This is a genomic window from Rhodanobacter sp. FW106-PBR-R2A-2-24, assembly GCF_058789615.1.
In genome coordinates, this window is sequence record NZ_JBYTBV010000002.1 from 705,076 (window position 1) to 718,109 (window position 13,034).

General features: G+C 68.4%; 14 protein-coding genes. 9 read left to right on the forward strand and 5 right to left on the reverse strand.

Annotated elements, in window-relative coordinates; all coding sequences use genetic code 11:
• Window positions 1–98: 98 nt before the first annotated feature.
• Window positions 99–767: a hypothetical protein gene (locus AC3WQA_RS04420; RefSeq protein ID WP_492673876.1), complete on the reverse strand. Its 669-nt coding sequence runs from the start codon at window positions 765–767 to the stop codon at window positions 99–101.
• Between the two features lie 2 nt (window positions 768–769).
• Entirely contained in the window at window positions 770–1,291 is a 522-nt protein-coding gene (locus tag AC3WQA_RS04425) for an RNA polymerase sigma factor (RefSeq protein ID WP_492673877.1), read from the reverse strand.
• Between the two features lie 100 nt (window positions 1,292–1,391).
• Here AC3WQA_RS04425 and AC3WQA_RS04430 point away from each other — a divergent pair, with 100 nt between their 5' ends.
• The 8 genes from AC3WQA_RS04430 (at window position 1,392) to AC3WQA_RS04465 (ending at window position 10,340) form a co-directional block, all read left to right on the forward strand.
• Window positions 1,392–2,438 (forward strand): tellurite resistance/C4-dicarboxylate transporter family protein, encoded by a 1,047-nt coding sequence (locus AC3WQA_RS04430; protein WP_492673878.1) that lies wholly within the window; start codon window positions 1,392–1,394, stop codon window positions 2,436–2,438.
• A 148-nt stretch (window positions 2,439–2,586) separates the two neighbouring features.
• Window positions 2,587–3,180, forward strand: a complete 594-nt coding sequence (locus AC3WQA_RS04435; protein ID WP_492673879.1) for a heme-binding beta-barrel domain-containing protein — start codon at window positions 2,587–2,589, stop codon at window positions 3,178–3,180.
• Between the two features lie 129 nt (window positions 3,181–3,309).
• Window positions 3,310–3,621, forward strand: coding sequence for a hypothetical protein (locus AC3WQA_RS04440; RefSeq protein WP_492673880.1), 312 nt, complete (start codon window positions 3,310–3,312; stop codon window positions 3,619–3,621).
• Complete coding sequence (locus AC3WQA_RS04445; protein ID WP_492673881.1) at window positions 3,621–3,821, forward strand: hypothetical protein; 201 nt, start codon at window positions 3,621–3,623, stop codon at window positions 3,819–3,821. Before AC3WQA_RS04440 ends, AC3WQA_RS04445 begins: the two co-directional genes overlap by 1 nt.
• 68 nt (window positions 3,822–3,889) lie before the next feature.
• Window positions 3,890–5,554: a site-specific DNA-methyltransferase gene (locus tag AC3WQA_RS04450; RefSeq protein ID WP_492676316.1), complete on the forward strand. Its 1,665-nt coding sequence runs from the start codon at window positions 3,890–3,892 to the stop codon at window positions 5,552–5,554.
• Window position 5,555: 1 nt separating this feature from the next.
• Entirely contained in the window at window positions 5,556–8,060 is a 2,505-nt protein-coding gene (locus tag AC3WQA_RS04455; RefSeq protein ID WP_492673882.1) for a DEAD/DEAH box helicase, read from the forward strand.
• Window positions 8,061–8,083: 23 nt separating this feature from the next.
• Window positions 8,084–9,079: an Abi family protein gene (locus tag AC3WQA_RS04460; protein WP_492673883.1), complete on the forward strand. Its 996-nt coding sequence runs from the start codon at window positions 8,084–8,086 to the stop codon at window positions 9,077–9,079.
• Between the two features lie 598 nt (window positions 9,080–9,677).
• A complete protein-coding gene (locus tag AC3WQA_RS04465) occupies window positions 9,678–10,340 on the forward strand; it encodes a DUF502 domain-containing protein (RefSeq protein ID WP_492673884.1) in 663 nt (220 codons plus the stop codon).
• A gap of 4 nt (window positions 10,341–10,344) precedes the next feature.
• Here the strand turns inward: AC3WQA_RS04465 and AC3WQA_RS04470 are convergent, their stop codons facing one another.
• From AC3WQA_RS04470 to AC3WQA_RS04480, 3 genes are all read right to left on the reverse strand, one after another.
• Complete coding sequence (locus AC3WQA_RS04470) at window positions 10,345–10,845, reverse strand: SRPBCC family protein (protein ID WP_492673885.1); 501 nt, start codon at window positions 10,843–10,845, stop codon at window positions 10,345–10,347.
• Between the two features lie 96 nt (window positions 10,846–10,941).
• On the reverse strand, window positions 10,942–11,631 hold the full coding sequence (locus tag AC3WQA_RS04475) for an LrgB family protein (protein ID WP_492673886.1): 690 nt from the start codon (window positions 11,629–11,631) through the stop codon (window positions 10,942–10,944).
• On the reverse strand, window positions 11,621–12,031 hold the full coding sequence (locus AC3WQA_RS04480) for a CidA/LrgA family protein (protein WP_492673887.1): 411 nt from the start codon (window positions 12,029–12,031) through the stop codon (window positions 11,621–11,623). Before AC3WQA_RS04480 ends, AC3WQA_RS04475 begins: the two co-directional genes overlap by 11 nt.
• A 78-nt stretch (window positions 12,032–12,109) precedes the next feature.
• Here AC3WQA_RS04480 and AC3WQA_RS04485 point away from each other — a divergent pair, with 78 nt between their 5' ends.
• Entirely contained in the window at window positions 12,110–12,994 is an 885-nt protein-coding gene (locus AC3WQA_RS04485) for a LysR family transcriptional regulator (RefSeq protein WP_492673888.1), read from the forward strand.
• Window positions 12,995–13,034 lie beyond the last annotated feature (40 nt).

Consider the following 13,034-nt stretch of genomic DNA (forward strand, 5'->3'; position numbering starts at 1 on the left):
CTCGGGACTCGGGACTCGGGAAGAGCATGCCGCTTGTCTCCCTCTCCCCCAAGCTCCGCTTGGGGGAGAGGGTTGGGGTGAGGGGGGCGCTCTACGCCTCAAGCCTCCCGCTCGAAACGCGCCATCTCCGCCAGCGCCGTCTCGGCCTTGACGATGGAGCCGCCCGCCAGGCTGTTTTCCAGCCAGCGACCATGGCCCAGCCGGCGCACCACGAAGCGGGCCAGGAACACCAGGCCCACCGCAGCACCCACACTCAACAGCAGCCATGCCATCGCACCGGGCCGCATGTACTGCCACGGATTCAGCCCGAAGGAATCTCCTTCGTACTGTGCCTCCATCAACAAGGCCGGTATCCAGACCACGCCGCCCAGCACCGCGAATACCGGCGCCTCCACCTTCACCCGCCAGGCGCGCATCCGTGCGAGGCGGCGCTGGATGTCCAGCACCGGCGCGGCGTAGTCGATGCCCTGCTGCATCACCAGCAAGCGGATCGGGAAGGCAAAGGCCAGCGTGCCGAACAGTTGCATGAAGACGCCGCACACCACCGCCTGCCAGATGTCCAAATGCGTCGACCAGAAGCTGATGCCCCACAGCATGAGGGCGACGCCCAGCGCGATGAGCAGCGATTGCCCCCATGCCAGCGGTCGCAAGTGCCGGTGCAGACGGTCGGCGCGCCCCTGTCGCAACTGCTCCAGCTGCAGCACATTCTGCCGCTCCAACTGCTGCCCCATGGCCTGCCACGCCAGCTTCATCTCATCGAGTTCCATCGTCATGCTCCGGTGGTGGCCGCGACGACCATCTGGCCGCGCAGCGTGTGTTTGACGCGATTGATCTTGGTGGCCACGTTGCTGGCGCTGATGCCGAGCACCTCGGCGATCTCGGCGTAGCTCTTGTCCTCCAGGTACAGCAGGATCAGCGCGCGGTTGAGCGCATCGAGCCCACCGATGAAGGCGTGCAGCGCGGCGAGGCGTTCGTCCGGCTCGGCCGCGGGTTCGCCGGCGATGGTTTCCAGGTGGTCTTCGTCCAGCGGCTCGACGCGGCCCTGCCCCTCGCCGCTGCGGCGCAGGTGCGAGATCGCCACGTTCAAGGCGATGCGATAGAACCAGGTGCCGAACTTCGCCTTGCGCGCGTCGAAGCTGGCAAACGAGCGCCACAGCTGCGCGGCGATTTCCTGCACCAGGTCGCGGCGATCCTCCACGCCGCGCGCGTAGACGCCGGCCACCTTGAGCGCGATGCCCCGGTGCTCGCGCCACAGCGCCTCGAATGCCTGCTGCTCCGCCCGATGTCGCATGTCGATCCGCGTTTTCCCATGTTGCCTGCATGATTCGCGCGGACGCGGGAAAAGTCACACCTCACCCGTCGACGACGCGCACGCCGCGCATAATCGCCGCATGAGCCTGGCGGACAACCTGCGGCTGCGCGTGCGTCTCCTGGCGCCGGGCTGCTTCGCGCTGGTGATGGCCACCGGCATCGTCTCCATCGACGCCGGCCAACACGGCATGCCGGGCGTGGCGCGGGCGCTGTTCGCGTTCAACCTCGTCGCCTATGCCTGGCTGCTGGCGCTCAGCGTGTGGCGGCTGGCGTGTTTCCGCACCGAAGTGCTTGCCGATTTCACCGACCCCTCGCGCGGCGCGGGCTTTCTCACCCTGGCCGCCGCCACCTGCCTGCTGGGCAGCCAGTGCGTACTGGTGCGCCCGCTGCCGGCACTGGCCATGGCCCTGGCCGGGTTCGGCGCGCTGCTGTGGCTGGCGCTCACCTACCTGTTCTTCGCCGCCACCATCACCGCGCGCTTCAAGCCCGGCTTCACCCGCTCCATCAACGGCGGCTGGCTGGTGGCGGTGGTATCCACGCAGGCGCTGTCGGGCCTGCTCACCCTGCTGGCCGATGGCCACGACGGTGTGCTGACCTTCGTCGCGCTGTCGCTGTACATGCTGGGCGCGGCGCTGTACCTGCTCATCATCACCCTGGTGGTGTACCGCATGGTGTTTTTCCCGCTGCGCGCGCGCCAGTTCACCCCGCCGTACTGGATCGACATGGGTGCGCTGGCCATCACCACCCTGGCCGGCAGCCTGATCGTCACCCATGCGCCCGCCGCCAGTCCCGTGCAGGCGCTGCTGCCCTTCGTGAAGGGTTTCACCGTGTTCTTCTGGGCCACTGCCAGCTGGTGGATACCGCTGCTGGTGATCCTGGAAGCCTGGCGCCACCTGTGGCGGCACGTGCCGCTGCGCTACGAGACGGACGACTGGGACATCGTATTTCCCATCGGCATGTACACCGTGGGCACCTGGGAGCTGGCGCGCGCGCTCGACTTGGGCTTCCTGCGCGCCATCCCGGCCATCGGCGTCTACGTCAGCCTGGCCGCCTGGGCGCTGGTGGCGCTGTACGGCCTGCGCCGGCTGTACCGCAAGACCCTTCGGCGCAGCCGCCGCCGCGCCTGAGAGCCCGGGAATTCTTCACCGGCGCCGAACCGATTTCACGCCAGCTTGCCGCGCACAGGCGGTATCTATGGCGGTCATCCACGCCATCCATTGGCTCTGTCGCCCGCGTTTCCGGATGCGGGCCACCATTCCACGAGGAGGGTAAATCATGCGCAACATGAGCAAGCTGGGCCCGCTGGCGGCACTGGTCGGCGAGTGGGAAGGCAATGCCGGCATCGACATTTCCTATCACAACAAGGACGACGAGACGGCCGAAACCAGCTATTTCGAGGTTGCCCACTTCCATCCCATCCCGGTGGTCGAGAACGGCAAGCAGACGCTGGAAGGCCTGAACTACGAGATGACCGCCTGGCGCCACGGCGAGGAGGCCATGGATCCCTTCCACGACGAGGTGGGTTACCTGCTGTGGGAGAAGGCCACCGGGCAGGTGCTGCGCTGCTTCGCGGTGCCGCGCGGCCTGGCCATCCTGGCCGGCGGCGACGCCACGCCCGAGAGCAAGGTGCTCACCTTCAAGGCCGACCCCGGTTCGCCCTCCTACGGCCTGGTGCAGAACAAGTACCTGCTGGAGCGCGCCGCCGCCACCGCCTTCGAGAGCGTGTTCACCCTCCACGACGACGGCAGCTTCAGCTACGTTTCCAAGCTCACGCTCAAGCTCGCCGCCACCGGCCAGTCCATGCACCACGTCGACAAGAACACCCTGCACCGCGTGAAGCGCATCTCGCACAGCGTCAAGGACGCCTGACGCGCCAGACGTCCGCCGTCGCGCCCATGCCGGCGCGATGGCGGACACTGCAGGCACCGGCCATCCGGCTTGCGGGCAACCCCATGTGTACATACCATGGACATGACCGCCAACCGCTGGGAGCCGCGCATGAACGCCGCCATCGAACGCATCGTGGTGCAGGCCACGCCGCAGGAAAAGCGCGCCATCGTCGCCAAGGCCAAGCGGCTGGAAATGACCGTCTCCGAGCTGATGCGCAGCGGCGCCGCCCAATACATGCCCGCCGACGTCGACCTCGTCGCGCTGGCCGAAGCCGCGCAAGCCTCGGCGCAGCGTTCCATGGTCGTCATGGACGCGGCCTTCGCGCGTATCGCCGCCAGCAATGCGCGCATCGACGCCATGGAGCTTTCCGCCGCCGTCGCGCCAGCCAGCCGGCCCGCTCGCCGCGGGAAGCGACTGTAATGGGCGGCGCACAGACGATCTGGAACGCGCTCACCACCATCATCCAGATGGAAGGCCGCATCACCCAGCAGGCCGAAACCCTCGCCGCCCAGCAAACCCGGATCGAATCGCTGACCGAGCGCGTCATCCGCCTGGAAGCGCAGATGGAGATGCTGCTGATCGGCGCCGGCGCCAAACCCGCGCCCAAGCGGCTGCGCTGACGCAGCGCCCGCCCCGCCTGGATGGCGCCTTGCCGCGCCGCCGCCCCCAACCGCTCAAGGAATCGGCTTTGCCCAACTACTCGCATCTCGACAAGGACGCGCTCATCCGCCTGCTCGAACGCCGCGACGCCGAGCGCCAACTCGGCCTGGTGTGGGAGCGCGAGGCCATCGACGCCGACGCGGCGGTGAACGCGGACTACGTGGCGCTGGAGCTGGACGCCGCCGCGAGCCACGGCGAGGCGCCCTGGCACAACCTCATCATCGAGGGCGACAACTACGACGCGCTGCGCGCGCTGCGCATGAGCCACGCCGGGCGCATCCGCTGCATCTACATCGACCCGCCCTACAACACCGGCAACCGCGACTTCGTCTACAACGACCGCTTCGTGGACAAGAGCCACCGCTTCCGCCACTCGCTGTGGCTGGAGTTCATGTACAAGCGGCTGCGGCTGGCGAAAGACCTGCTCGCGGACGATGGCGTGATCTTCGTCTCCATCGACGACAACGAGCTGTTCCGGCTGGGGATGTTGATGGATGAGGTGTTTGGGGATGGCGGCCACGTCGCCACGTGCATCTGGCAGAAGCGTTATTCGCGCGAGAACCGGGAAGCCATAGGCGACGCGCACGAATACCTGCTGGTCTACGCTCGCGATCCGTCCTTGTTCAAGGAAACACGGAACACGCTTCCGCTGGAAGACAAGCAGCGAAAGCTGTTTAAAAACCCCGACAACGATCCGCGTGGTTCCTGGCAATCCGTTTCACTGTTGGCCCAAGGCTTCAGGCCCAATCAGATGTACGAGATTGTCAGCCCAAACGGCAATCGCCACTCGCCACCGGATGGCAACTGCTGGAAAGTCGTTGAGACGACGCTCAATGCAGAGATTGCCGACAATCGACTTTGGTTTGGCGCCGATGGCAATGGCGTGCCGCGCCGCAAAATGTTCCTCTCCGAATCTGCCGGGCTCGTCCCCTGGACTTGGTGGCCCCACGAAGAAGTCGGCCATACCGACGAAGCTCGCAAGGAAATCCAGTCGATCTTCGGCACCCAGACCGCGTTCGACACGCCCAAGCCGGTGCGCCTGATCGAACGCGTGTTGCAGATCGCGCTCAAGCCGGACGACACCGTCCTCGACTTCTTCGCCGGCTCCGGCACCACCGCCCATGCCGTCGCCAAACTCAATGCCGAAGACGGCGGCGAGCGCCGCTTTATCCTCGTTTCCAGCACCGAGGCCACCGCCGAGGAGCCGGAGAAGAACCTCTGCCGCGACGTCTGCGCCGAGCGCGTGCGCCGCGTGCTGGGCGGCTACGTCAACGCCAAGGGCGAATCCGTCGACGGCCTGGGCGGCGGCTTCGCCTACCTGCGCGCGCGGCGCATCCCGCCGCACCGGCTGGCGCTGAAGATCGAACATGCCGAGGTGTGGCACGCGCTATTGCTGCTGCATCGTCGCCCGCTGATCCCGTGGCCGGGCGGCGGCTTCGCCGCCGACGGCGCGCTGGCTTATCTCGCCGATTTCCGCGAGACGCATGTGGCGCAACTGCGCGAGTGGCTGCAGGTGTACTCGTGCGCGCATCCCTGCGCGCAAACGTCAAAAAGCGGCGATCCATCGCCGCACTCTTCAATAAATCCACACCCCACGGTCTACTGCTGGTCGCCCGAGCGCCTGCACGAGCTGGCCGAGGTGGCCGATCTGCACGCCATCCCGCAATCCCTGCGCGCACGCTTTGGACGCTGACATGCTGAACCTCAAAAAATTTCAGGAAGAAGTGTGCGCCGGCATCGTGGCCCGCTTCGCCAATGTGCGGGCGCTGTACGACGGCCTGCGCCAGATGGACGAAGCCACCCGCGACGCGGCGCGCCAGCGCGACGGCGCGCTGGTGCTGCAGGCGCCCACCGGCGCAGGCAAGACCGTGATCGCGGTGGAGGCGCTGCAACGCCTCTCACGCGACGAGCGCGTGCTGTGGTTCTGGTTCGCGCCCTTCGCCGGGCTGGTGGCGCAGTCGCGCGCGGTGCTGGCCGCGCATGCGCCTGCGCTGCGCCTGCTGGATCTGGACAGCGACCGCCGGCTGGGCGCAGTGGATCGCGGCGGCGTGTTCGTCACCACCTGGGGCACGGTGGCCGCGCGCAACGCGGACAGCCGTCGCGCGCGCAGCAAGGGCGACGACGGCCAGTCGCTGGATGCCTTGATCGACCAGGCGCGCATGGACGGCCTGCGCATCGGCTGCGTGGTGGACGAGGCGCACCACGGTTTCCACAAGGCGGCGCAGGCGCGCGCGTTCTTCGCCGAGGTGCTGAAGCCCGACTACACGCTGATGATGACCGCCACCCCGCGCGACGCCGACGCGCAGACCTTCGAGCACGACACCGGCTACCGCGTGGGCACGCCGGCCGACTGGGCCTCGGTGAGCCGCTTCGACGCGGTGGAAGCCGGCCTGCTCAAGCGCGGCGTGCGCACGGTGCGCTTTCTGGCCAAGGACGGCGACACCGCGCAACTGGTGGATTTCGAGCATCTGGCGCTGCGCGAATGCGCGGCCATGCACCGACATATCCAAAGCGAGTTGCAGCAAGCCGGCGTGGCGCTGACGCCGCTGATGCTGGTGCAGGTGCCCGACGGCGCCAAGGCGCAGGAGGCCGCGCGCCGCCATCTGGTGGACACGCTGGGCTTCGCCGACAGCGCGGTGCGCGTGCACACCGCCGCCGAGCCCGACCCCGACCTGCTCGCGCTGGCCAACGACCCCACGGTGGAGGTGCTGATCTTCAAGATGGCGGTGGCGCTGGGCTTCGACGCACCACGCGCGTTCACCCTGGCGGCGCTGCGCGGCGCGCGCGACAAAGGTTTCGGCGTGCAGGTGATCGGCCGCATCGTGCGCCGCCACGCGCTGCTGCAGGCGCGCGACGACCTGCCCGAGGCACTGAACCTGGGCTACGTGTTTCTCGCCAACGCGCAGTCGCAGGAGGGTCTGCTCGATGCCGGCGCCGAGATCAACGCGCTGACCACACGCGCGCCGGAGCTGGGCACGCAAACCGTCATCACCGTGATCGGCGACCAGCAAGCCGTGCAAGTGGCACGCAGCGGCGAGCCGCTGGCCCTGTTGGTGACGTCGCAGGGCGCGCAGACCGTGGGCACGGCCACACCCGCGCCCGACGACGGCAGCGGCGAGCTGGCCGGCACCGAGCGCGCGCTGTGGACGCCCGCCGCGCAAAACCTACTGCAACTGGCCGGCGGCCACGCCGACGCGGCCACGCCGACTTCCGCCGCGTTGCGCGTTTCCAGCCCCGCGCTGTTCGCGCTCAGTCAGCCGAGCATGCACCGCTACCCGCGCCGCACGGACGCGCCCGCCCTGCTGCGCAGCGAGCGCCTGCCGCCCGCACCCACCGACTTCGAGGCGCGGCTGGCGGATTTCGTGGATTTCAGCGGCGAGGTGCTGAACAGCCGCACGCGCACCCGCGCCCGCGTGAGCCGCGAGGAGCAGGATCTGTTCGGCGGCCAGCATGTGGGCGAGGACGGCCAGGACATCTTCGCCGAGTTGGCACCCGAGGCGGTGGCTGAGCGCGCCGAGCAGATCCGCCTGCGCCTGCAGGAATCCAACGACCGCGAGCTGCAGCTGCGCCTGCTGGAGCGTTTCCGCCAGGCCATCGAGCGCACCGGCGCTGAAGTGCCAGACGACGAAGAGGCGCTGATGCAGCAGCTCGACCTGGTGCTGGTGCGTCACCCGCACCTGCTGGCCACCGCCTACAAGCGCCTGCGCCACGACCAGATCGTGGACGTGGACACGCCCCTGCCCGCCGAGCTACACAGCGACACGCGCCTGCCCGCCGCCCGCCGCGCGCTGTACGGCGTGCTGCCCACCGACTTGAACGAGGACGAGCAGGCCATCGCCGACCTGCTGGACGAAAGCCCTCTGGTGCGCTGGTGGCACCGCAACCCGTCCGACGCGCGCAAGGCCGAGGCGCTGGGCCTGTACCGCTGGGACGACGGCACCGGCTTCTACCCCGACTTCGTGGTGAGCCTGCATGAGCGCGAGACGCCGGGCGGCATCGCGCTCGTGGAGGTCAAGGGCAACCACTTGTGGGGCAAGCTTGAGGAAGTGGACAAGGCCACCGCCCGCCACGCCGACTACGGCCCGGTGTTCATGGTGGGCCGCGAACGCGGGCAGGACACCTTCAACCACCTGCGCAAGCTGGGCAACAGGCTGGACAAGGACGGCGCCTTCGCGGTGGAGCGGTTGCGCTGGGTGTAGGTGCTTTTCGCGAGGATGCATGTATGAGCTACCCCAAGCCATGGAAGAGCTACTTCGACCAACTCGCGCAACTCGAAGCGCGCGGCATGCGCATCGACGACCGCGAACTGGCGGCGGACTACCTGCACCGCATCGGCTACTACCGGCTCAGCGGCTACTGGTTCGCCTTCCGCGAACGCAGTGGTGCGGCCATCGTGCTGGACGAGGCCGGCAGGCGGCCACAGCGGCTCAAGGTCGAAACGCTGGCGCTGGACACCTTCAAGCCCGGCACCAGTTTCCAGCGCGCCATCGACCTGTACATCTTCGACAAGCGGCTGCGCATGCTGGCCATGGACGCGCTGGAGCGTCTGGAAATTGCTCTGCGCGTGGATATTTCCCACACACTCGGCCGGCTGGACGCCTTCGCCTACCTCCGGCCCGAACTGTTCCACGCAAGCTTCAGCACCGCGCTCGACCCGAATACCGGCCTCAGCCGGCAACACGCCTGGCTGGGGTGCCATGCACAGCTGATCAACCGTTCGCGCGAGGAGTTCGTGCGCCACAACAAGGCACGGTACGGCGTGCCGCTGGCCATCTGGGTCGCCTGCGAAACCTGGGATTTCGGCACCCTCTCCACGCTCTACGGCGGCATGCGTGAAATTGAACAGGATGAAATATCCCGCCGCTACGGCATCGCCAACGGGCGCATCTTCGCCACCTGGCTGCGCAGCCTGAATTACCTGCGCAATGTTTGCGCCCACCACGGCCGGCTGTGGAATCGCAACATCGTGGACCAGCCCCGCCTGCCCGCCGTGGAGGAACTGCCCTGGCTGGCGCCGTTCGCAGCGAATGCGCAGATGCGTTCGCGCTGCTTCCTGCTGCTCTGCATGAGTCGCCATTTGCTCGGCCACGTCTGCCCGCGCTCAAGCTGGCCGTCGCGCCTGCGCGATCACCTGCTGGCATTTCCCGATCTGGCGCCGCTCGGACTGGGCCTGGACAACATGGGCGTCCCGGCCGACTGGCAGGCCCGCTGGCCATAGCCGACACGCAGGCATGAAAAACCCCTCAGCAACTTTGCCGCTTGCGCAGCATCGTCGAGAGGGGCCGTGTTAGGCGCAGCCTAAGCCAAGTTCGACACCATCGTCAATTCGCTGCACGGAATACCGCACCCGCTCAACGCGGATCAAACGGTGCAGGCAGGGAACCCTGCTGACCCTGGTCATGACCGTTGTCACGGCGAAACACGGCACGACGGCACCGGCAACCCGTACCGGCGCAGCGTCGAACACCATGCCCTTCGGGGAAGATGGCGATACCCCGATCTCCGAACGTCCGCAACGCTTCGAGGTACCTGATTAGCGACAAGGCTCAGCTGAAAAACCGTTCGCGCTGAGCGTAGCTTGCGACAGCAAGCGAAGTCGAAGCGCACGCACGCGGCCACCCTTCGACTTCGGCCCTGCGGGCCTACGCTCAGGGCGAACGGCGAGGTGTCGACGGCTGAGCTTCATTGCTAATCAGGTCGAGGCATGAGCCCGACGAGGCCATGGCGCCGCCACTGGCTGAATGTGGCTTTTTCACCACAGCCACACGGCAGTCCACGCCCTACAATGGCCGCGCTTTGACATCCACGGACACGCCATGCCCCCACTGCGCCTCAAACGCTACCTCATCACCGGCCTGCTGACCTTTCTGCCGCTGTGGGTGACCATCCTGGTATTCAAGTTCGTGCTCGGCCTGCTGGCCGGCATCGGCGCGCCGCTGGTGTCGGCGATGGTGGAGTTGCTGGCCCTGCTTGCGCCGCATACCGCCGATGCGCTCAACCAGCGCGGCCTGGTGTTCGTGTTCGCCCTGCTGGTGACCCTGGTCGCGCTGTATGTGCTGGGCTGGCTGGCGAACCGGGTGATCGGCCAGCGCGTGCTGGATGCCTTCGACGGCCTGCTGCAGCGCATCCCCGTGGTGCACACCATCTACGGCGGCACCAAAAAGCTGATGTCGGTGCTGCAGAACAAGCCGGGCGGCACGCAGCGCGTGGTGCTGGTGGAATTCCCGCGCCGCGGCATGAAGACGGTCGGTTTCGTCACCCGTACCCTGCTCGAGGAAGGCACCGGCCGCGAGATGGCGGCGGTCTACATCCCCACCACGCCCAACCCCACCGGCGGCTACCTCGAACTGTTGCCGATGGACGAGCTCACGCCCACCGACTGGACGATGGATCAGGCCATGGCCTTCATCATCTCCGGTGGTGCCATGGCGCCGGGCAGCCTGCCGGCGTCGCCGCGTCTGTCGGACGACGCGCTGTAGCCGATCAGGCTTCCAGCTGCCGGCGGTAGGCCGCGCGAGCGGCCTGGTACAGGTCGAACGGGAACTTGATCGGCACGCCTTCGAGCGCCGCGGCGAGCATCTCCAGGTGGCCTTCGAAACCGGCACAGGCCTTGGCGGCGTCTTCGCCGGGCGGCGTGTCCACGGTGAGCGCCAGGTGCGTGCCCTGCGCGGTGGCGGCGAGTTCCCAACGCAGCGGGCGCAAGGGCTCGTTGCCGTGGCTCCAGGAATACTCCAGCAGGCGGCCGTCCGCGCAGGCGCTCAGCCGGCTGTCGATCACCGTGCCGCTGTCGGCGAAGTCGATGCGCACGGCCCCGCCCACGCGCGCTTCGATGCTGCCGCTGGCCAGCCATTGCGGCAGCTTGTCCGACGCGGTGAGCATCGCCCAGACCGCCGCCGGCGGATGCGCGAGCTCGCGCGCGAGATGGCCGCGGAAGCCCTCGCGCAGGCGTTCGATGCGGCCAACGGCCGGCGTGTCCTCGTGCATGACATCCCCTCGCTGAATGGTGATACGGCGAGTCTAGCCAGCCGCACACAACCGCCACTGACATGCGTCAGGCCGCATGGCGTTTCCCGCGCCGGATCAGCGCAGCAACCAGGCCACGCCGGGCGCCGCCAGCACGTTGACGAGGCCGGACATCACCATCGCCAGGCTGGCCACCGTGCCCTCGGTGGCGCCCACCTCCCAGGCCTTGGCGGTGCCGGCGCCGTGCGCGCCCATGCCGAACAGCGCGCCGCACGCCAGCGCCGAGCGCAGCGGCAGGAAGCGCAGCAGCAGCTCGCCCAGCGCGATGCCGGCGACACCGGTGATGACGACGAACAACGCGGTGAGCTCGGGCACGCCGCCGATGTCGGCCGACACCAGCATCGCCAGCGGCGTGGTGATTGAACGCGGCACCATGCTGAGCCGCACCGTGCCGTCCAGCCCGAACAGGGTGGCCAGGCCCCAGGCGCTGGACATCGCCACCACACTGCCGCCGATGACGCCGGCCGCGAGCGCCGGCCAGTGCTGGCGGATCAGCGCGCGGTAGCGCCAGATCGGCAGCGCGAACGCCGCCGTGGCCGGCCCCAGCATCGCCAGCAGCCAATGCGTGTCGCGGATGTAGGCCGCGTAGTTCATGCCGAAGGCCAGCCCCAGCGCGATCAGCAGCAGCGGCACGGTGAGCAGCGGCGAGGTCCACCAGCGCGGTCGGCGCCGGTACAGCGGTTTCAGCAGGCGATAACCGCCCAGCGTGGCCGCCAGCCACGCCAGCGAGACGAGTTCAGCGCGCATGCCAGCGGCTCCAGCGCCACACCAGATCCACCAGCAAGGCCGTGGCGACCATCACCAGCACGGTGCCCAGCAGGATCACCGCCACGATGCGCACGCCCTCGCTGCGCAGCAGCGCCATGTGCTGCGACACCGCCATCACCGCCGGGATGAAGAACAGCAGCATCTCGGCCAGCAGCCAGTCGGCGCCACGGCGCAGGCTGGCCAGCGGCAGCACGCCGGTGGCCAGCAACAGGAGCAGCAGCCCCAGCGCCAGCACGCTGCCGGGCAGCGGCAGCCGGAAGCGGCGCGCCAGCGCATCGCAGGCAAAGCAGAACGCGCACAGCGCCAGCACCTGCAGCCACTGCGCCAGGCGCGGATGGCGCATCGAGAACAGACGGAAACGGGCGTGCAGCGGCTTCATGGGAAGGCAGCCTAGGCCGCCTCGCCGTATGATGGAAATGAATTGTTTCCATGCTACACATTCATATTTGGAATACTTATGGATCACCGCGCCCTGCGTTACCTGGCCGAAGTGGTGCGCGCCGGCGGCTTCGCCCGCGCCAGCGCACAGGCGCACGCCAGCCAGCCCACCCTGAGCAAGGCCATCGCCCAGTTGGAGAACGAGTGCGGCACGCGCCTGCTCGAACGCGGCCGCCGCGGCGTGCGGCTGACCGCCGCCGGCGAGCTGGTGCACCGCCATGCGCAGTCCATCCTCGCCGCCACCGCGCGCCTGCACGCCGAACTGGACGCGCTGCGTGGCCTGCGCCGCGGCGAGCTGCGCCTGGGCCTGCCGCCAATGGGCTCCAGCGTGCTGTTCGCGCCGCTGCTGGCACACTTCCGCCAGCAGCACCCCGACATCGACATCCGCCTGATGGAGCACGGCAGCCGCCGGCTGGAGCAGGCCGTGCTGGATGGCGAGCTGGACATCGCCGCCACCCTGCTGCCCGCCGGCAACGGGCTGGCCTGGCAGACGGTACGCGATGAACCCATGCTGGCGCTGCTGCCGCAGGCACACCCGCACGCGCAGGCCAAGCGCTTCCGCTTCGACTGGCTGGCCGAAACACCGCTGATCCTGTTCGAGGAAGGCTTTGCGCTGAACCGGCTGATCGAGGCCGCCTGCGACCGCCACGGCATCGTGCCGCGCGAGACGGTGCGCAGCTCGCAGGTGGATTTCATCCTGGCCCTGGTGGCCGCCGGCGGCGGCATCGCCCTGTTGCCGCGACTGGCGGTGGCGACCCGCGCGCTGCGCGGCGTGGCGACGGTGCCGCTGGCCAGCCGCGAGTTGCGCTGGCGCATGGTGCTGGCCTGGCGCGCGGGCGCCCAGTTGTCGCCCGCGGCCAAGGCCTGGCTGGCCTTGGTTGCCAGCGCCACCCCTGACCTTTGACACTGGGCCGGCCACGGCGATTGACCTAGCTTGGCCGGTC

Excerpts from the sequence above, each read along its gene's own strand:
- AC3WQA_RS04425 (WP_492673877.1), bottom strand. The coding sequence starts at position 1,291 with ATGCGACATCGGGCGGAGCAGCAGGCATTCGAGGCGCTGTGGCGCGAG.
- AC3WQA_RS04460 (WP_492673883.1), top strand. The coding sequence starts at position 8,084 with ATGAGCTACCCCAAGCCATGGAAGAGCTACTTCGACCAACTCGCGCAA.
- AC3WQA_RS04440 (WP_492673880.1), top strand. The coding sequence starts at position 3,310 with ATGAACGCCGCCATCGAACGCATCGTGGTGCAGGCCACGCCGCAGGAA.
- AC3WQA_RS04465 (WP_492673884.1), top strand. The coding sequence starts at position 9,678 with ATGCCCCCACTGCGCCTCAAACGCTACCTCATCACCGGCCTGCTGACC.
- AC3WQA_RS04455 (WP_492673882.1), top strand. The coding sequence starts at position 5,556 with ATGCTGAACCTCAAAAAATTTCAGGAAGAAGTGTGCGCCGGCATCGTG.
- AC3WQA_RS04445 (WP_492673881.1), top strand. The coding sequence starts at position 3,621 with ATGGGCGGCGCACAGACGATCTGGAACGCGCTCACCACCATCATCCAG.
- AC3WQA_RS04420 (WP_492673876.1), bottom strand. The coding sequence starts at position 767 with ATGGAACTCGATGAGATGAAGCTGGCGTGGCAGGCCATGGGGCAGCAG.
- AC3WQA_RS04435 (WP_492673879.1), top strand. The coding sequence starts at position 2,587 with ATGCGCAACATGAGCAAGCTGGGCCCGCTGGCGGCACTGGTCGGCGAG.
- AC3WQA_RS04485 (WP_492673888.1), top strand. The coding sequence starts at position 12,110 with ATGGATCACCGCGCCCTGCGTTACCTGGCCGAAGTGGTGCGCGCCGGC.
- AC3WQA_RS04470 (WP_492673885.1), bottom strand. The coding sequence starts at position 10,845 with ATGCACGAGGACACGCCGGCCGTTGGCCGCATCGAACGCCTGCGCGAG.
- AC3WQA_RS04480 (WP_492673887.1), bottom strand. The coding sequence starts at position 12,031 with ATGAAGCCGCTGCACGCCCGTTTCCGTCTGTTCTCGATGCGCCATCCG.
- AC3WQA_RS04430 (WP_492673878.1), top strand. The coding sequence starts at position 1,392 with ATGAGCCTGGCGGACAACCTGCGGCTGCGCGTGCGTCTCCTGGCGCCG.
- AC3WQA_RS04475 (WP_492673886.1), bottom strand. The coding sequence starts at position 11,631 with ATGCGCGCTGAACTCGTCTCGCTGGCGTGGCTGGCGGCCACGCTGGGC.